Consider the following 17,078-nt stretch of genomic DNA (forward strand, 5'->3'; position numbering starts at 1 on the left):
GGAAGACCGTGAGCTCGCTCGAGCAGATGTACCAGCAGGTGATCCTGGACCACGCCAAGCGCCCCCACGGGCGCGGGCTGGCCGACCCTGCGCCCGGCCACCTCGCCGGGGAGTCGCACCAGGTCAACCCGACCTGCGGCGACGAGATCACCCTGCGCGTCGACGTGGAGGGTGGGCGCCTCGCCGCCGTCACGTGGGAGGGCCAGGGGTGCTCCATCTCCCAGGCGTCCGCGTCCGTCATGACCACCCTCGTGCAGGGGCAGGACCTCGCCGAGGTCGCCCGCCTCGACGGGCTCTTCCACGACCTCATGGCGTCCCGCGGCAAGGGCCTCGCCGACGACGACGCCCTCGACGCCCTCGGCGACGCCGACGCCTTCACCGGCGTCTCCCAGTACCCCGCCCGCATCAAGTGCGCCCTGCTCGGCTGGGCCGCGCTCAAGGACTCCCTGGTGCGCAGCGGCGCGCCCGACCACCGAACCGGAGGAACCGATGACTGAGAACACGACCGAGCCGGCGCCCGCGCCGACCACGGCCGCCGACGTCGAGGAGGCCCTGCGCGACGTCATCGACCCCGAGCTGGGGATCAACGTCGTCGACCTCGGCCTCGTCTACGGCGTCGAGGTCGACCAGAACAACCACGCCGTCATCGACATGACGCTGACGTCCGCGGCCTGCCCGCTGACCGACGTCATCGAGGACCAGGCCGGCCAGGCCCTCGAGGGCATCGTCACCGGCCAGCGCATCAACTGGGTCTGGATGCCGCCGTGGGGCCCCGAGAAGATCACCGACGACGGTCGCGAGCAGCTCCGCATGCTGGGGTTCAACGTCTGACCCCTGGACCTGCCGTACCCACGACGTGCCGCTTCCCGCACCCGGGAGGCGGCACGCCGTCGTTCTGCGGGCGGTCGCCTCCCGGGGAGCCGGTCGTCAGGGTCGGCTCGGTGCCGCTCCCCAGTCGGGGCGCATCTCGAACAGGGGCGAGGTCGTCAGGCGACGCTTGTCACGACCGTCCCAGCGCATCGTCCAGAGGTCGGCCGCGCCGGTCGAGCGGTCCGACCGGAAGGCCACGATGCGGCGGCCGTCGGGCGACCAGTCGGGGTTGAGGTAGACGATCGGTGCGGCGGTCGGCGAGGTGAGGTAGCGGATCCGGCGCTCGCACTGCGCCACGGGTCGGCAGTCGACCGGGACGGTCGCGACCACCGGCACCTCGCCCTCCGGCGCGTCGCCGGTGCCGTGGGTCTCGAAGACGACGAGCCCCTTGCCGGGTCCGGAACGGGCGGGGGACATCTTGGGGTGGTCGCCGCCCAGCTCCCACGGTGTCAGCCGGCGCAGGTCGCTGCCGTCCCGGTTCATCCGGTGCACCGCCACGCTCGGCGGGCCACCGGGACGCAGCGGCGGACCGAGACGCAGGAACACCAGGGTGGCCCCGTCCGGCGTGACACTGACCATGGCGTCCTCGTGGACGCCGTCGATGTCCGGGGAGGACACCCGCTCCACCTCGAGGGTCCGCAGGTCGGCGCGGAACAGGGGAGCGGCCGCCGCGTTGCCGTGCTCGTCGTACGGGCCGTAGGCGCGGCTGAAGAACAGGTGGTGGCCGTCGGTGTCCCACATCGGCACGAACTCCGCGTCGCAGGGCCACGTGCAGCCCAGGTCGAGCGGCTCCTCCCGGCTCCCGTCGGAGCGGACCAGGACGAGCCCGTAGGACGTCGGCGTCACGCGCTCGAACGCGATCCACCGGCCGTCGGGCGAGATCTGCGGGTTGAGGTCGTACACCCCGGACGGCGACGACGTGATCTCGCGGACGTGGCGCCCGTCCTGGTCACCGACGACGATCCGCGCGCCCGACCGGTCGTCGTCGATGAAGCGCGTCCACGCGAGCTGCGTCGTGACCCCCGGGGACCTGTGCCCGCGGTCGTCGGCGCCGTTCCCGGCGGTGGCCCCCGATGCCGGCAGGAGCCCGGCCAGCGCCAGCGCCACCCCGCTGACCGCCGCCGCGATCCTGCGCGTCCTTCCAGTCCTGGTCATGCCCGTCTCCTCACCGTGCCGTCCGACGCGTGCCCCGCCATCGTCGTCCCACGGCTCCAGGACCGGCGCGGGACCGTTCCGCTCAACGGAACGGTGCAGGGCTGCCCGGGGTCGGTCGGTCAGCGCGCGCGACGGGCGGACGCCCGGTGGACGATGGAGGGGTGGCCGTACCGGACGACGGGAGCGTCGTGGGGCGCGCCCTCGCGATCACGGACGCCGTGGCGGTCGCGGGGGTGGCGACGCTCGGCCAGGTCGCGAGGTCCACGGGGCTGCCGAAGGCGACGGTCCACCGGGTCGCGCACGACCTGGTCGCCCGTGGCGTGCTGACGCTCGACGACGCGGGCTACGCGCTCGGCCCCCGGCTGGGGTCGCTCGGCGCGCGCCGGACGGGCGGTCGCTGGCCCGCGTCCGACGTCATGCCCGTCGTCCAGGAGCTCCACGACCGGTCGCGGTCGATGACGTTCCTGCTCGACGTGGACGGCTGGCAGCTCGTCACCGTGGGCGTGGCGATGGACCGCGCCCAGGCGGCCGAGGTGCGCCGTCGGGGCGGCTGGCCGGCCCAGACGCGGCTCACCGCGGACGACCTCTTCACCGCGGCCGGACGCGTGCTGCTGGCCGGCTCCCCGGACGTGGTCGAGGGGCTGCTCCGCACCGGTCTGCGGGTCCGCACGCCGCACTCGTCCCGCAGCGCCGTGGCCCTGTGGCGGCAGCTGGCCCGGGTCCGGGACGAGGGCGCGGCCGTGGAGCGGGACGAGCACAGCGAGGGCTGGTGCTGCGTCGCCGCGGGCGTGACCGGTCCCGACGGTGAGCTCGCCGGCATCGTGGGCATGTGCGGACGCTCCGGCTCCGTCCCCGTGGACCGCACGCGGTGGGTCGTCGACGCCGCCGTCGAGCTGTCGCGGCCGGCCCGGCCCGCGCCGGGTCGCGGCTACTCCTCCAGCCAGGCCTGAACCTGTGCGTCGTCGGGCATGCGGGCGTCGCCGATGACGTGCGGGACGACGCGCGAGAAGTAGTCGGTGACGGGGCCGTCGGACTCGCGCACGAGGCACCCGGCGGCGACGCCGCCGATCACCCACGACCCGAGCACGACACGGTTGCCGTCGAAGTCGGGCAGCGGCACGTACTGCTGGTAGACGAGCGGCTGGTCGCCGTAGTGCCCGTCGTTGACCTGGCGGACGTCGTCGGCGTGGACCTGCACGTTGTCCCCCTCGCGGCCCCAGAGCGGCTTGGCGACCCACTGGGTCAGCCCGCGCGGCTCGCCCAGGTAGGCGGGCAGGAGGTTCGGGTGGCCGGGGAACAGCTCCCACAGCACGGGCAGGATCGCCTTGGTGGACAGCAGCAGCTTCCACGCGGGCTCGACCCACTGCACGGGCCGGGCCTCACGACCGGCCAGCACGTGCGCGCCGAACGGCTCGTGCAGCATGTCCTCCCACGGGTACAGCTTGAACGCGGCCCGCACGGGCAGGCCGAAGTCGTCGACGAACCGGCGGGCGTCCTCGGCGTCGTCCCAGCCGAGCCCCTGGATGGGGTGGCCGTAGGTGCGCACGCCCGCCATCGCGGCGGTGTCCCGCAGGTAGGTGACCGTCATCTCCTCCTCGCCGGACTCGTCGACGTCGGAGTGGAAGAAGTGCACGCCCTCCGCGTAGCGGCCCGCCGTCAGGGCGTCGGACCACCAGCGCACGAGGCGGTCGTGCACGGAGTTCCACTGGTCGCGGTACGGGAAGACGTCCTCGAGCCAGCCCCACTGCGCGACCGCGGTCTCCACGAGCCCGGTGGGGGTGTCCCCGTTGATCTCCAGCATCTTGGCGGGCCCGACGCCGTCGGTGACGAGGTCGAAGCGGGCGTACACCGACGGGTCGCCGCGGTCGAGCGACGCCTTCGCCAGGGCGAGGGAGCCGGACGGCAGGCGGAGGTCCGCGTCGCTGTACCGGCGCAGCATCTCGCGCGCCGCCTCCAGGCACATGCCGTACAGCTCGTCGGTGGCGGCCTCCAGCCGCTCCACCTCCGCCATCGTGAGCTCGTACCAGGCCGCCTCGTTCCAGTACGGGACGTCGGTCGTCGTGCCGTCCGGGCCGTCCACCGGGGTGGAGGGGAACACGAGGCCCTGGGACTCGACCTTCTCCCGCCAGCCCAACCGGGGGGAGATCTCGTGGCGGCGCATCAGGCGATCGACGCGACCACGACGAGCGCCACGGCGACGATGACGCCCGCGCTGACGGCCGCGAGCGGCACGACCGGGCCCGGCACCGTGACCTCCTCGCCCAGGGTGCCGGGCGTCACCGCGTCGACCAGCCGCCACGCGAGCGCCTGCAGCAGCACGCCCACGAGGCTGAACGCCACCGTCCAGGCCAGCGCGACCCCGAACGCGGACTCCGCGTTCGTCCAGATCGCCGTGAACACGATGAGGCCCTGCGCCACCATCCAGGTGGCGGACACCAGCGCCGCCGAGTGCGAGACGTGCAGGTGCTCGCCCAGCCTGCCGGGGGTCAGGACGTCCAGCACCTTCCAGGACGCGATGAGCACGAGGGTGCCGAGGACGCAGTACGCGGCGCCGTAGGACAGGGCGGAGAGCAGGTCGATCACGTCGAGCCTTTCGAGGGGACGGGCGGGGGAGGGGAGGTCAGGAGCCGATCTTGCCGCTGCCGCCGAAGCCGCCGCGGGTGACCGTGCCGCCGTCGGCGGAGACCCCGCCCTTCGACGTCGAACCGGTCAGGGTCGTCGAGTCGTACGTGCCGCGGGTCGTGACGTACGACGTGCCGACCGCCGGCGCCCGCGACCCGGAACGGACGTAGTACCAGTAGTGCCCGCCCCCGCTGCTCGTGCCGTGGTAGTCGTCGTCGTCCTCTTCGCAGTAGTCGTCGTCGACGCGGAGCTGGGTCTCGGGGTCGACGCAGATCGCCTGGTTGTCGGCGGCCGGCGCGCAGCCGGTCAGCGACGCGGCGACGACCGTCGTCAGGCCGAGGGCGACGGACCGGCTGCGCATCCGTCGGGTGGACGAGGTCACGGGTTCTCCTCCAGGGAGGTCGGGGCGGGGGCGGGGGCGGGGACGCTCACCGGTCGGCGGCGGGCCGGGCGTCGTCGACGTCCGGCACGGGGATCTCGAGCTTCGCGCACACGCGCACGAGCATCTCCCGGACGTCGTCGACGTCCTCCTTGAGCTCCTCCTGCTCCTCGTGCGAGAACAGGTGGGGGTCCTGGACCAGCCGGGCGGCGAGCCGGGCCGTCGCGATCGCCACGAGGGCGACGCTCGACACCATGAGCCACATGGCGAGCGCCCGGCCCGCGACGGTCGCGGGCGACAGGTCGCCGTACCCCGTCGTCGTGGCGGTCGTGACCGCCCAGTACAGCGACTCCAGGTAGTCGGTGTGCTCCAGCAACGCGTACGCGGCCGCGCACACCGCGACGTTGGCGACGATCGCGGCGATCACGCGGCGGCCCGAGTCGCACCACCACGACACCGCCGAGATCATCTGGTGCAGCACGCGGGAGCCTTTCGTCGGACCGGGGAGCCGCCGACGCGTCCGGACAAACCGGACGGACGGCGCGGACCGCAGCATAGGGGCGGCGCCCGCGGCTGTCGAACCCCGCCCACCGCCCGGGATCCGGGTCCTCGCCCCGCCGCGCGAGCAGGCACGACGCGCGCCCCCGCCGGTCCTTTGGCATCGTGAGGACATCCGTCGTCACAGGAGGTCGCGGTGCCCGAGATCCCCTTGCGCGTCCTGGTCGTCGAGGACGACCCCGACACCGCCCTGCTCGTGCGCACGATCCTCGAGCGGCGCGGCGGCATGGACGTCGTCGTCGCCGGGGACACGACGGCGGCGCTCGCGGCCCTCGACGCGGACCCTCCGGACCTCCTGCTGACCGACATCGAGCTGCCGGGCGGGTCGGGCCTGGACCTGGCGCGCGAGGTGCGCACGCGCGGTCTGGGTCTGCCGGTGATCGTCATGACGGCGCACGCGAGCGTCGACTACGCGGTGGGTGCGCTGCGCGAGGACGTCGACGAGTTCCTCGTGAAGCCGGTCGACTCCGCCACGCTCGTCGATCGGGTCCGTGCCCTGGTCGCCGACGCCCGCCGGCGCGGGACCCCCGCCCTGAAGGTGCTGGCGGTCGGCGCCCACCCCGACGACGTCGAGATCGGCGCGGGCGGCACCCTCGCGGCGCACCGCGCCGCCGGGGACCTCGTCACCGTGCTCACCCTGTCGGGCGGCGGCGTCGGCGGCGCGGCGGACGACCGGCGGCGCGAGGCGCAGGCCGCCTCCGACGTGATCGGGGCCCGGCTGGTCCTGCGCGACTTCGAGGACACGCGCATGGAGCCGCTCGCCGCGGTCATCGTCGCCGTCGAGGAGGTCGTCAAGGACGTGCGGCCGGACGTGGTGTACACGCACTCGGCGAACGACCGGCACCAGGACCACCACACGGTCCACCGTGCCGTCGACGTCGCCGCCCGCGGCGTGGCGACCGTCGCGTGCTTCCAGAGCCCGTCGTCGACCATCGACTTCCGGCCCTCGCGGTTCGTCCCGGTGGACGACCACCTGGGCACGAAGCTCGCGATGCTCGCCGCCTTCGCTTCCCAGGCGCACCGCGGCTACATGGACCCCGACGACGTGCGGGCGACGGCACGGTACTGGGCACGGTTCGGCGGCGTGAGCACGTACGCCGAACCGTTCGAGGTGGTGCGGGCGTCGACGGCGCCCGTCGAGGGTGCACGAGGCCAGGTGGGCGACGGGACCGGGGGTGGGGCATGACACGGGTGCTGGTGACAGGGGCCGGGGGACCGGCGGGCGTCGCGGTGGTGCGTTCGCTCGCACGACGTGACGACGTCGAGGTGTACGCCGCCGACATGGACCGCTGGGCGAGCGGCATCTACCTCGTGCCACCCGAGCGGCGACGGCTCGTGCCGCCCGGCCTCGCCGACGACTTCGTCGACCACGTCGTCGGGCTGTGCGTCGCCGACCGCGTCGAGGTGCTCTTCGCGACGGTCGACGTCGAGCTCCCGCGCCTGGCAGCGGCACGCGACCGTCTCGCGGCGGTCGGCACCCAGCTCGCCGCACCGTCGCTGGAGACGCTGGAGACGTCGCTCGACAAGCTGGCGCTGGCCCGGGCGTGCGCGAGCCGCGTCCGGGTGCCGCGCACCGAGCTGCTCGGCGCGTCCGGTGCCGACGAGGGCTGGGACTTCCCGGTGATCGTCAAGCCACGGCGCGGCGCCGGGTCGCGCGGCGTGCGGCTCGTCACCGACCTCGCCGGGCTGGAGGACGCCCGCGGCACCGAGGACCTGCTGGTGCAGGAGCTCCTGCCGGGCGACGAGTACTCCGTGGACGTGCTGGCCGACCTCTCCGGGCACGTCGTGGCCGCCGTCCCGCGAGCCCGCCTGCGCGTCGACTCCGGGGTGTCGGTCGCGGGGGTCACGCTGCACGACGACGAGCTCGTCGCCACCGCCGCCGAGGTCGCCCGCACCATCGGTCTGGCCACGGTGGCGAACGTGCAGCTCAAGCGTGACGCCGCGGGTGTGCCGGCGCTGCTGGAGGTGAACCCCCGGTTCCCCGGCGCCATGCCCCTGACGATCGCGTCCGGCGTCGACATGCCGTCCCTCACCCTCGACGCGGTCCTCGGGCGCCCGGTGCCGCACCACGTCGACTTCCGCGAGATCGCGAACGTGCGGTTCCTCGAGGACCGGTTCCTCCCGGTCGAGGACGTCCTGGACCCGCTGCCCACGCGCGAGGAGAAGCCGTGACGTCGGGCGCGCCCGCACCCGAGCCGTCGCGCCCCGCCCCCGATCCGCGGGGCGACCACCACGTCCACTCGACGTTCTCCGACGACGCGGTCAGCACCCCGGCGGAGAACCTGGCCGCCGCGGTCGCGCGCGGGCTGACGCAGGTCCGCATGGTCGACCACGTCCGGGCGACCTCGACCCACGTGCCCGACATGCTCCGGGCGCTCGCCCTGCTCGACCCGCCCGAGGGGCTCGCCGTCCTCAGCGGCGTCGAGGCGAAGATCCTGGACACCGCGGGTCGCGTCGACGCGCCGCCCGACGTCCTCGCGGCGCTCGGCACGCCGGCCGGTCCCGGCCGCGTGCTGCTCGCCGACCACCAGCTCCCCGGCCCCGACGGTCCCTGGAGCCCGCGCGTCGCCCGCGAGCACCTCGACGCCGGGCTGGCCGCCGCCGACGCGGTCGGCATGCTGGTCGACGCGTACGTCGCCGCCCTGGCCCGCAGCGGCCCGGCCCAGCTCGCGCACCCGTTCTCGATCCTGCCGAAGATCGGTCTGGTCGAGGACGACGTCACCGCCGAGCACCTCGCGGCGCTCACGGCGGCGCTGCGCGCCGCGGACGGTGTCGTCGAGGTCAACGAGAAGTGGCGCTGCCCCGGTCCTCGGGTCGTCGCCGCGCTGCACGCCGCCGGGGTGCCGCTGGTGGCGTCCACCGACGCGCACGACGCCCGTGACGTGGGCGCGTACGCGTGGCTCACGGGCGGCCCGTGATGGGGGACGTGCTGCGGCAGCTCGTGATCGTGCTGTGCCTGGTGCTCGTCGCCGCCAGCACCCTGCCGGTGCTCGCCGGGATCTACCAGTACCTCCTGCTGCCGCTGCACGGCGTGCGCAACCACTGGAAGGACTGCGCGCCCTACCTGCCGCGCGTGGTCGTGGTGGTCCCCGCCTGGAACGAGGGCGCCGTCCTCGAACCCTCCCTCGAACGCCTCATGCACCTGGAGTACCCGCCGGACCGGTTGCGCGTCTTCGTGGTCGACGACGCCAGCACCGACGACACCCCCGACGTCACCCGGGAGATGGCGCGCCGCTACCCGGGCCGCATCCGGCACCTGCGGCGCGATCAGGGCGGTCAGGGCAAGGCGCACACCCTCAACCACGGCATCACGGCGGCCCTCGCCGACGACTGGATGCAGGCGCTGCTCGTCATGGACGCCGACGTCGTGTACCGGCCGGACTCGCTGCGCCGCATGACGCGCCACCTCGCGGACGAGCGCATCGGTGCCGTCACCGGGTACATCAAGGAGGGGTCGGGGAGGCCGGGCACCGTCGCCCGCTTCATCGGGTTCGAGTACATCACCGCGCAGGCCGCCGCCCGCCGCGCGCAGAACGTCCTGGGCGCCATGGCGTGCCTGGCGGGCGGTGCGCAGCTCCACTCGCGCGCCAACCTGGAGGCCGTGGGCGGCGGCATCGACACCACCACGCTCGCCGAGGACACGTTCACCACGTTCCTCACCCAGCTCGACGGACGGCGCGTCGTGTTCGACCCCACCGCCGTGGTGCTGGCCGAGGAGCCCGAGTCGGTGCGCGCCCTGTGGAAGCAGCGTCTGCGCTGGGCGCGCGGCAACGTGCAGATCACGTCCCACTTCCGCCGGCTCTGGTTCCGCCCGTCCCGCGACCACCGGCTCGGGTCGCTGTCGTTCGGGCTCATCTGGTTCTCCGTGTACCTGCTGCCCGTGGCGGCGGTCGCCGCGGCCGCCGGGCTGCTCACGCTGCAGGCGATCGACGCCGTCGCCGCCGCCACCGTGTTCCGCTCCCTGTGGTGGGTGACCGCGCTGGGGTACGTGTACGTGACGATCCTGTCGCTCGTCCTCGACCCCGACACCGCCCGGCGCACGTGGCTCCAGGCCGTGCTGTTCCCCGGGGTGGGGGCGCTGCTGGTCATGGCGGCCGCCTGGGCGCCGTGGCTGTGGCAGGAGTGGATCCCCGACCTGCTCGGCACCGAGCTCGGCGCCGGCACCCGCACCGCGCTCACCTGGGTGATGTACGCGTGGCCGCTGCTCGCGATGGCGCTGGCCTGGGTCGCGCGCTGGCTGGAGGGCGCCGTGCGATGGCGCCTGCCCTCCGTCGCCATGCTCTACGTCGTCGGGTTCGGGCCGCTGCTGTGCGCCATCACCCTCGACGCGTACGTCAAGGAGTGGCGCGGCGCCTCGCGCGCCTGGGACAAGACCGAGAAGACCGGGAGGGTCGTGGGATGAGCGAGCACGACGACGGGCGGCACGCCCGCCCGCACGGCGACGACCGGGCCGCCTGGTGGGCCGGCCTCACCGACGACGCCCTCGAGGACGAGACGGAGACGAACCGGCGCGCCGAGCGTCGGCTGCTGATCACCGGCCCCGCCGTGCTCCTGCTCACGGTGGTGCTCGCCTGGTGGCACGGGGCACCGACCCCGTGAGCGACTCCCTGCTGCCCCGGCTCGTCCCCGTCGACGCGGGCTGGCGGGACCGGCGCGCCGTCCTCACGGGCCAGCTCGTGTTCACCGCGATGTACGCGATGGGCTTCCTGCTGGGGCTGCTGCCCTCCGTCGACTTCGCGGACGCCGAGTTCGCGGTGGTCGGGGCCGTCGTGACGGTGGTCGCGCTCGGCCTCGCGGTCGGCCTGCCGCGCACGCGGTGGTCCGCGCCCACCGCGACGCTGCTGCCGTTCCTCGACGTCGCCGCCATCCTGCTGCTCGAGCGCGGCGCGGCCGACCACGCCGTCCTGCTCAACGGCCTCGTGCTCGTCCCCGTGGTCATCCTCGCCTGGTTGGGTGGCCTGCGGGGCGCGGCGCTCGCGACGCTCGCCTCCGTGATCGCCTCCTACACCCCGGTCCTGTGGGTGGACGAGCTCGCCGACCCCGCGGGGACCGTCGTCCGGTCGGCGTTCTTCCCCGTGATCTGCCTGGCGCTCGCCGTGTTCGTCGCGCAGGTGGCCGACACGACCCGGGCCGGCGCGATCGAGCTGTCCCGGCTGGCGGACGAGCTGCGCGCGTCGCGCGACACCATGGCGGGGCTCATCGACGCCGCGACCGAGCAGGCCATCATCGGCACCGACGCGGACGGAAGGATCGAGTTCTTCAACCGCGGCGCCGAGCGCCAGACGGGTTGGACCGCGACCGAGGTCCGGGGGCGGTCCGTGCTCGACCTCGCCCTGCCCGCGGAGATCGACGCCCTGGTGGGCCGGTCCGCGACGACGCCCCGGCCCGGCGAGACACCCGAGCGGGCCCGATGGCGAGGTGCGCTGGGGGAGGCCGCGCACGGCGGGGTACGCGAGGTCGACCTCACCCTGGTCCGGCGTGGCGAGGTCGTCGGCGCGTCGCACGTCGTGGTCACCCGCCGCGGGGGAGCGGGCGACCGCGGCTATCTGGTGATCGCCAGCGACGTCACCCGGGAACGCGAGATCGAGCAGGCGAAGAGCCGGTTCATCGGCTACGTCAGCCACGAGCTGCGCACCCCGATCTCGTCCGTCCTGGGGTACCTCGAGCTCCTCGATCTCGACGGGGACGGCCTCACCGCCGAGCAGCGGGGACACCTGGAGGTGATCGACCGCAACGCCCGGCGCCTGCTCCACCTCGTCGACGACCTGCTCCTGACCGCGCAGGTCGACTCCGGGAACTTCACCGTCCACCGGCAGCCCACCGACCTGCGCGACGTGGTCGCCGCCGCCGCACGGTCCGCGGCCCCCACCGCCGCCGCGGCCGGCATCGAGCTCGTGGACGACGACACCGGACCGGTGCCGCTGCACGGGGACCCGGTGCGGCTCGCCCAGGCGGTCGACAACCTCGTCTCCAACGCGCTGAAGTTCACGCCGTCGGGCGGTGCCGTCACGCTCCGCGCCGAACGGGTCGGCGACGATGCACGTCTCACCGTGCAGGACACCGGCCCGGGGATCGCCCCCGAAGACCTCCAGCACCTCACCGAACGCTTCTACCGGTCGCGCCGGGTGAACCGGGAGCGGGTCCCCGGCGTCGGGCTCGGGCTGGCGATCACCCAGGCGATCGTCGACGCGCACGGCGGGACGATGCGCGTCGACAGCGTCGTCGGACGGGGCACGACGTTCACGGTGACCCTGCCGACGGCGCCCGGCTGACTAGTCGGCGCGCTCCTGGTCGGCGGCGAGGCCGTGGCGGCGCAGGTAGCGCCGGTCGTCGTTGGCGAACGCGTAGTAGTAGCCGATCAGCAGCCCGCCGCCGACGAGATTGCCCGCGAGCACGACGCCGAGGTTGCCGAGCGCGAGCCCGACGTCGATGCCGGACGACAGGCCGACCATGAGGAACAGGGCCGTGTTCGCCACCGAGTGCTCGAACCCGACGAACGCGAACACGAACACGCTCATCACCATGACCAGCACCTTGGTGATGTCCGTCTTCACGAACCCGTTGTAGACCAGCAGCATCCCGACGTTGATCATGAAGTTGCACAGGACCGCGCGCACGAACAGGTCGGACACCCCGGCGAACCCGCCCAGCAGGTACTCCAGCTTGTGGTCCACCGAGTGCTGCATCTGCTCGCCCACGGCCTCGCTGCCGAGGCTGGAGGCGAGCATCGCCAGCGCGACCGCCAGCCCGCCCAGCGCGTTGCCCGCGTAGCAGAGCAGCAGCACGCGCAGCCCGCGCGGCGCCGAGATGCGCTTGTAGTAGCGCCCGACCGACACGATCATCATGTTCGACGTGAGCAGCTCGGACTTCGTGAAGTAGATGAAGACCAGCGCGAACCCGAACACGAGTGCCCCGACCATGCCGCCCAGCCCGGGCAGACCGATCTCCGCGAACGTCGCGATCACCGTGTAGTAGGTGAGGTACATGATCCCGATGAGCACGCCCGCCATCGCCGCCCGCATGAGGAAGACGTGCGCCAGCCCGCCGCTCATCGTCGACTTCGTCTCGAGCGCGTCGAGGACCGTGGAGATGAACTCCTTGCCAGGGAACAGCTTGCCCTGATCCGCCATGGCCCCACCGTACTGATCCCGGCGCTCCTCGGCCCTGCGGACGCCCGCGCGCCCGGGGTGACTTAAGCCGCAGCGTCGGAGCACCCGCGGACCGTAGACTGTCGCGGACCCCTCCTGTTCCGTCCGAAGGACACCCCTGCCTTGATCACCGCCCACGGCGTCGAGCTGCGCATCGGCGCCCGCGTCCTGCTCCACGAGGCCACGTTCCGCGTGGCCTCCGGCGACCGCATCGGCCTCGTCGGCCGCAACGGCGCCGGCAAGACCACGCTGACCAAGACCCTCGCGGGCGAGACCCTGCCGACGGGCGGCAAGATCACGCGCGGCAACGACATCGGCTACCTGCCGCAGGACCCGCGCACCGGCGACCTCGACACCCTCGCCCGTGACCGTGTGCTGTCCGCGAGAGGGCTCGACCACGTCGTGTCGCAGATGCGCGAGGCCGAGAAGAACATGGCGAGCGAGGACCCGGCCGTGCAGGCCGCCGCCCTCGAGCGGTACCCCAAGCTGGAGACGCGGTTCCTCGCCGCCGGCGGCTACGCCGCCGAGTCCGAGGCCGCGATCATCACGACGAACCTCGGCCTCGACGAGCGGGTGCTCGGCCAGCCGCTCGGCACCCTATCGGGCGGCCAGCGGCGCCGCATCGAGCTCGCGCGCATCCTCTTCTCCGGGGTGCAGACGCTCCTGCTCGACGAGCCCACCAACCACCTCGACGCGGACTCCATCGCCTGGCTGCGCGACTACCTCAAGGCGTACGAGGGTGGCTTCATCGTCATCTCCCACGACGTCGAGCTGCTGCGCGCCACCGTGAACAAGGTGTTCCACCTGGACGCCAACCGGGGCGAGCTCGACCAGTACAACCTCGGCTGGGACGCGTACCTGGAGCAGCGCGAGCAGGACGAGCGCCGCCGCCGCCGCGAGCGCGCCAACGCCGAGAAGAAGGCCGGTGCGCTGCTCGCGCAGGCCGAGAAGATGCGCGCCAAGGCGACCAAGGCGACCGCCGCGCAGAACATGATGAAGCGCGCCGAGCGGATGCTCGCCGGCGTCGAGGGGGAGCGGCGCAGCGACAAGGTCGCCGCCCTGCGGTTCCCGAAGCCCGCACCCTGCGGCCGGACGCCGCTCACCGCGACCGAGCTGTCCAAGAGCTACGGGTCGCAGGAGGTCTTCGCGGGCGTGGACCTCGCGATCGACCGCGGGTCGCGCGTCGTCATCCTCGGCCTCAACGGCGCCGGCAAGACGACGCTGCTGCGCATCCTCGGTGGCGTCGAGGCCCCCGACACGGGCGAGGTCGTGCCCGGGCACGGCCTGAAGATCGGCTACTACGCCCAGGAGCACGACACCCTCGACATGGACGCGACCGTCGTGGAGAACCTGCGCCACGCCGCCCCCGACCTCACCGACACGCAGGTGCGGTCCGTCCTCGGGTCGTTCCTGTTCAGCGGCGACGACGCCGACAAGCCCGCGCACGTGCTGTCCGGCGGCGAGAAGACCCGCCTCGCGCTCGCCACCCTCGTGGTGTCCAGCGCCAACGTGCTGCTGCTCGACGAGCCGACGAACAACCTCGACCCCGCGTCGCGCGCCGAGATCCTCGGCGCGCTCGACACCTACGAGGGTGCCGTCGTCATGGTGACCCACGACGACGGCGCGGTCGAGGCGCTGCACCCCGAGCGGGTGCTGCTGCTGCCCGACGGCGACGAGGACCTCTGGTCGGACGACTACGCGGAGCTCGTCTCGCTGGCCTGACCCTCGACCTGAGGGTGAACCCTGGCCGCGCCTGGCCGCGCCTGGCGGCACTTGGCTGTGCCTGGCCGAACCCGAACCCTCGACCTGAGGTCGAGACTCCTGGGGGCGTCTGCGCTGACTCGCGTGGGCGTGCGCTGACTCGCGAGTCAGCGCTGGTCGGCGCGAGTCAGCGCTGGGTGCGGTCGGCCCTCAGGCCCGCGGGCCGTGCGCGGCGTCGACGAGGGCGTCCTCGACGTCCTCGTCGACCTTGCGTCGCCGGGTGCGCGGCGGGCGCGAGCCGCCGGACGGGTCGTCGCCGGCGAGAAGCTGTCCCGCGGTGACGGTCGCGGCGCGCGTCTCGCGGCGCCACAGCACGACGTACCCGGAGATCGCGCCGATGGCGAAGATCGCCCACTGGAACGTGTAGCTGAGGTGGGAGCCGGGGTCGGTGTCCGGCGCGGGTGCGGGGACGAGCGCGGTGGCGGGGGCCGGGTCCTCGCCGCGGAGCTGGCCGTACGCCCCGACGGTCTCCCCGGCGCCGAGGGCGGCGCCGTCGGCACCGGCGGCGAGCACCTGGGCCGTGTTGACGGCGTTGACGGACGACTGGTTGGCGTCGCGGTCCGAGGCCGGCTCGTCGGCCCGCAGCGTGACGGTGACGGCGACCTCGCCCGCCGGCGGGTCGGGCACCTCCGCGGGCTCGCTCGCGTCCGCGCCGAGGGGCACGAAGCCCCGGTCGACGACCAGCACGACGTCCTGCCCGTCGAGCTGCGTGCGCAGCGGCACGAGCAGGTGGAAGCCGGGCGTGCCGTTCACGGGCCGGTTGCGCAGCAGGACGGTGTCCTGCGGCAGGTACTCGCCGACGACGACGGCGGGGCGCCACACGTCGTCGTCCGCGAGGACGTCCCCGGGGCCGTCCAGGACGTCGTCCAGGGGCACGGGGTCGGCGGCGTAGTTGGCCTCGACGAGCGCGATCTGCGCCTCGCGGTCGGTGTACCGGTGCCACTGCCAGAACGCGGCCGTCACGCACAACGCGGCGAGCAGCACCGCGCCGAGCCCGAGCGTGACCCACTGCCGGCGGGTCCTCGTCACGCGCGCTCCAGGTCGTCGACGTCGACCGTGCTGCGCCAGAACCGGCGCGCGCCGAGGAACTGCTCGAGGCGGGTGCGGTGGTCGTCGCACGCGAGCCACACCTTGCGGCGCTCGGGGGTGTGGAGCTTCGGGTTGTTCCACAGCAGGCCCCAGCGGGCCTCGGCGCGGCAGCCCTTGGCGGAGCAGACGAGGGCGTCGGCGGCGACGGGGTCGGCGCCCAGGCCGAGCACGTCCATCAGTGGTCCTCCGGGGAGTCGTCGTGGTCGACCACGCGGTGGCCGGGCGGCGGTTCGGGCAGGGGGCCGTTCTCGATCTCGCGGGGCATGGGAGGCGGGAGGGTCTCCACCTCGTGCACGGTGCGGTCACGGCCCGCGTTGGCGAGGATCACCGCCGTGTACGGCAGCACGACGGCCCCGGCGATGCAGACCCACATCAGCCAGCTGCCGCGCGCGAACAGCACGGCGAGGAAGATCAGCACGATGCGCACGCCCATCTGGACCAGGTACTGGCGCATCCGACGCCACTGGTCCTCGGCGAGCGTCGCCGGGGCACTCGTGATCGAGTGCACCTCGGACGGGTCGTGCGTGCCCATGTCGGCAGTCTACGTCCGGCGCGACGACCCGAGGTCTTTGGAGGATTCCGACAATCGAGCACGTGGACGTGTGCCGCGCCCCCAGCGCGGTGGGCGGCCCCCGTCGGGGTACGGTCGCAGCGGTGCACCGACGTGCGCCCGGACCGCCCGGAACCGGGGGGCCGTCGTCGAGAGGAGCAGCCCGTGGCAGAAGCAGCATCCGGTGGTCGCGTCGTCGTCGTGACCGGTGCGGCACGAGGCATCGGACGGTCGATCGCCGAGCGCTTCGTGGCAGCGGGGGACACCGTCGCCACGCTCTACCGCGGGGGCGACCTGCCCGACGGCGTCCACGGATTCGTCGCGGACGTCACGGACACCGCGGCGGTGGACGCCGCGTTCTCCGACATCGAGTCGACGCTCGGCCCGGTGACGGTGCTCGTCGCGAACGCGGGCGTGACCCGCGACCAGCTCCTCATGCGCATGACGGACGAGGAGTTCGAGCAGGTCGTCGACGTCAACCTCACCGGGACGTTCCGCTGCGTGCGCCGCGCCTCCAAGGGCATGATCCGGGCACGGTCCGGGCGGATCGTGCTCGTCGGCTCGGTCGTGGGTCTCTACGGCGGCCCCGGTCAGGTCAACTACTCGGCGACGAAGGCGGCCCTGGTGGGCATGGCCCGCTCGGTGACCCGCGAGCTGGGCTCGCGCGGCATCACCGCGAACGTCGTCGCCCCGGGCTTCGTCGAGACCGACATGACCGCGGCGCTGCCCGAGGACACGCAGAAGAAGTACCTGTCGTCGATCCCGGCGGCGCGCTTCGCGTCCACCGACGAGGTCGCCGGCGTCGTGCAGTTCCTCGCCTCGGACGCGGCCGGGTACATCTCCGGTGCGGTGATCCCGGTCGACGGCGGCCTCGGCATGGGGCACTGACCCCGAACTGTCCAACGGGCCCACCGCCCGATACGCTCCACCCAGAACTTCACTGAAA

General features: G+C 73.6%; 20 protein-coding genes. 11 read left to right on the forward strand and 9 right to left on the reverse strand.

Annotated elements, in window-relative coordinates:
- Positions 1-8: 8 nt before the first annotated feature.
- Positions 9-497, forward strand: coding sequence for a Fe-S cluster assembly sulfur transfer protein SufU (gene sufU / locus ATJ88_RS08030; protein ID WP_098463377.1), 489 nt, complete (start codon positions 9-11; stop codon positions 495-497).
- The gene (locus ATJ88_RS08035; RefSeq protein ID WP_098463378.1) at positions 490-831 is read left to right on the forward strand and encodes a metal-sulfur cluster assembly factor; all 342 of its coding nucleotides are present in this window, start codon (positions 490-492) and stop codon (positions 829-831) included. The genes sufU and ATJ88_RS08035 overlap by 8 nt, the downstream gene beginning before the upstream one ends.
- A gap of 96 nt (positions 832-927) precedes the next feature.
- Here the strand turns inward: ATJ88_RS08035 and ATJ88_RS08040 are convergent, their stop codons facing one another.
- Positions 928-2,025: a TolB-like translocation protein gene (locus ATJ88_RS08040; protein ID WP_141538630.1), complete on the reverse strand. Its 1,098-nt coding sequence runs from the start codon at positions 2,023-2,025 to the stop codon at positions 928-930.
- Between the two features lie 161 nt (positions 2,026-2,186).
- Here ATJ88_RS08040 and ATJ88_RS08045 point away from each other — a divergent pair, with 161 nt between their 5' ends.
- Positions 2,187-2,975, forward strand: coding sequence for an IclR family transcriptional regulator (locus tag ATJ88_RS08045; RefSeq protein ID WP_170023562.1), 789 nt, complete (start codon positions 2,187-2,189; stop codon positions 2,973-2,975).
- Here ATJ88_RS08045 and ATJ88_RS08050 read toward each other — a convergent pair.
- Genes ATJ88_RS08050 through ATJ88_RS08065 form a run of 4 tightly spaced genes read right to left on the reverse strand, consistent with a single transcriptional unit; the run spans position 2,954 to position 5,507 of the window.
- A complete protein-coding gene (locus ATJ88_RS08050) occupies positions 2,954-4,186 on the reverse strand; it encodes a glutathionylspermidine synthase family protein (RefSeq protein WP_098463381.1) in 1,233 nt (410 codons plus the stop codon). The two genes, ATJ88_RS08045 and ATJ88_RS08050, sit on opposite strands and share 22 nt — an antisense overlap.
- Positions 4,186-4,608: a DUF350 domain-containing protein gene (locus ATJ88_RS08055; protein WP_098463382.1), complete on the reverse strand. Its 423-nt coding sequence runs from the start codon at positions 4,606-4,608 to the stop codon at positions 4,186-4,188. The genes ATJ88_RS08050 and ATJ88_RS08055 overlap by 1 nt, the downstream gene beginning before the upstream one ends.
- 37 nt (positions 4,609-4,645) lie before the next feature.
- Positions 4,646-5,029, reverse strand: a complete 384-nt coding sequence (locus tag ATJ88_RS08060; protein ID WP_211287484.1) for a hypothetical protein — start codon at positions 5,027-5,029, stop codon at positions 4,646-4,648.
- A gap of 46 nt (positions 5,030-5,075) precedes the next feature.
- On the reverse strand, positions 5,076-5,507 hold the full coding sequence (locus tag ATJ88_RS08065) for a potassium channel family protein (protein WP_170023564.1): 432 nt from the start codon (positions 5,505-5,507) through the stop codon (positions 5,076-5,078).
- A 213-nt stretch (positions 5,508-5,720) separates the two neighbouring features.
- Here ATJ88_RS08065 and ATJ88_RS08070 point away from each other — a divergent pair, with 213 nt between their 5' ends.
- The 6 genes from ATJ88_RS08070 to ATJ88_RS08095 are packed head-to-tail and all read left to right on the forward strand — an operon-like array spanning position 5,721 to position 11,856.
- On the forward strand, positions 5,721-6,770 hold the full coding sequence (locus tag ATJ88_RS08070) for a response regulator (RefSeq protein ID WP_098463384.1): 1,050 nt from the start codon (positions 5,721-5,723) through the stop codon (positions 6,768-6,770).
- Positions 6,767-7,756, forward strand: a complete 990-nt coding sequence (locus ATJ88_RS08075) for an ATP-grasp domain-containing protein (protein ID WP_098463385.1) — start codon at positions 6,767-6,769, stop codon at positions 7,754-7,756. The genes ATJ88_RS08070 and ATJ88_RS08075 overlap by 4 nt, the downstream gene beginning before the upstream one ends.
- Positions 7,753-8,502 carry a PHP domain-containing protein gene (locus ATJ88_RS08080; RefSeq protein WP_098463386.1) on the forward strand — a complete coding sequence of 250 codons (750 nt, stop codon included), beginning with the start codon at positions 7,753-7,755 and terminating at the stop codon, positions 8,500-8,502. Before ATJ88_RS08075 ends, ATJ88_RS08080 begins: the two co-directional genes overlap by 4 nt.
- A complete protein-coding gene (locus tag ATJ88_RS08085) occupies positions 8,502-9,986 on the forward strand; it encodes a glycosyltransferase family 2 protein (protein WP_098463387.1) in 1,485 nt (494 codons plus the stop codon). Before ATJ88_RS08080 ends, ATJ88_RS08085 begins: the two co-directional genes overlap by 1 nt.
- Positions 9,983-10,183, forward strand: a complete 201-nt coding sequence (locus ATJ88_RS08090; protein WP_098463388.1) for a hypothetical protein — start codon at positions 9,983-9,985, stop codon at positions 10,181-10,183. The genes ATJ88_RS08085 and ATJ88_RS08090 overlap by 4 nt, the downstream gene beginning before the upstream one ends.
- Positions 10,180-11,856, forward strand: coding sequence for an ATP-binding protein (locus ATJ88_RS08095; RefSeq protein WP_141538631.1), 1,677 nt, complete (start codon positions 10,180-10,182; stop codon positions 11,854-11,856). Before ATJ88_RS08090 ends, ATJ88_RS08095 begins: the two co-directional genes overlap by 4 nt.
- Here ATJ88_RS08095 and ATJ88_RS08100 read toward each other — a convergent pair whose 3' ends face one another.
- Entirely contained in the window at positions 11,857-12,714 is an 858-nt protein-coding gene (locus ATJ88_RS08100; RefSeq protein ID WP_098463390.1) for a formate/nitrite transporter family protein, read from the reverse strand.
- Between the two features lie 141 nt (positions 12,715-12,855).
- On the opposite strand from ATJ88_RS08100, the gene ATJ88_RS08105 reads away from it, so the two are divergent.
- Positions 12,856-14,454 carry an ABC-F family ATP-binding cassette domain-containing protein gene (locus ATJ88_RS08105; RefSeq protein WP_098463391.1) on the forward strand — a complete coding sequence of 533 codons (1,599 nt, stop codon included), beginning with the start codon at positions 12,856-12,858 and terminating at the stop codon, positions 14,452-14,454.
- A gap of 189 nt (positions 14,455-14,643) precedes the next feature.
- Here ATJ88_RS08105 and ATJ88_RS08110 read toward each other — a convergent pair whose 3' ends face one another.
- The 3 genes from ATJ88_RS08110 to ATJ88_RS08120 are packed head-to-tail and all read right to left on the reverse strand — an operon-like array spanning position 14,644 to position 16,114.
- Positions 14,644-15,522, reverse strand: coding sequence for an SURF1 family cytochrome oxidase biogenesis protein (locus ATJ88_RS08110; RefSeq protein ID WP_245852239.1), 879 nt, complete (start codon positions 15,520-15,522; stop codon positions 14,644-14,646).
- Positions 15,519-15,758 (reverse strand): hypothetical protein, encoded by a 240-nt coding sequence (locus tag ATJ88_RS08115; RefSeq protein ID WP_098463392.1) that lies wholly within the window; start codon positions 15,756-15,758, stop codon positions 15,519-15,521. The genes ATJ88_RS08110 and ATJ88_RS08115 overlap by 4 nt, the downstream gene beginning before the upstream one ends.
- A complete protein-coding gene (locus tag ATJ88_RS08120) occupies positions 15,758-16,114 on the reverse strand; it encodes a DUF3099 domain-containing protein (protein ID WP_098463393.1) in 357 nt (118 codons plus the stop codon). Before ATJ88_RS08120 ends, ATJ88_RS08115 begins: the two co-directional genes overlap by 1 nt.
- Positions 16,115-16,297: 183 nt before the next feature.
- Between ATJ88_RS08120 and fabG the strand changes: the two genes are divergently transcribed.
- Entirely contained in the window at positions 16,298-17,020 is a 723-nt protein-coding gene (gene fabG / locus ATJ88_RS08125; protein WP_098463394.1) for a 3-oxoacyl-ACP reductase FabG, read from the forward strand.
- Positions 17,021-17,078 lie beyond the last annotated feature (58 nt).

The organism is Isoptericola jiangsuensis (genome assembly GCF_002563715.1).
In the GTDB taxonomy this organism is placed as follows: domain Bacteria; phylum Actinomycetota; class Actinomycetes; order Actinomycetales; family Cellulomonadaceae; genus Isoptericola; species Isoptericola jiangsuensis.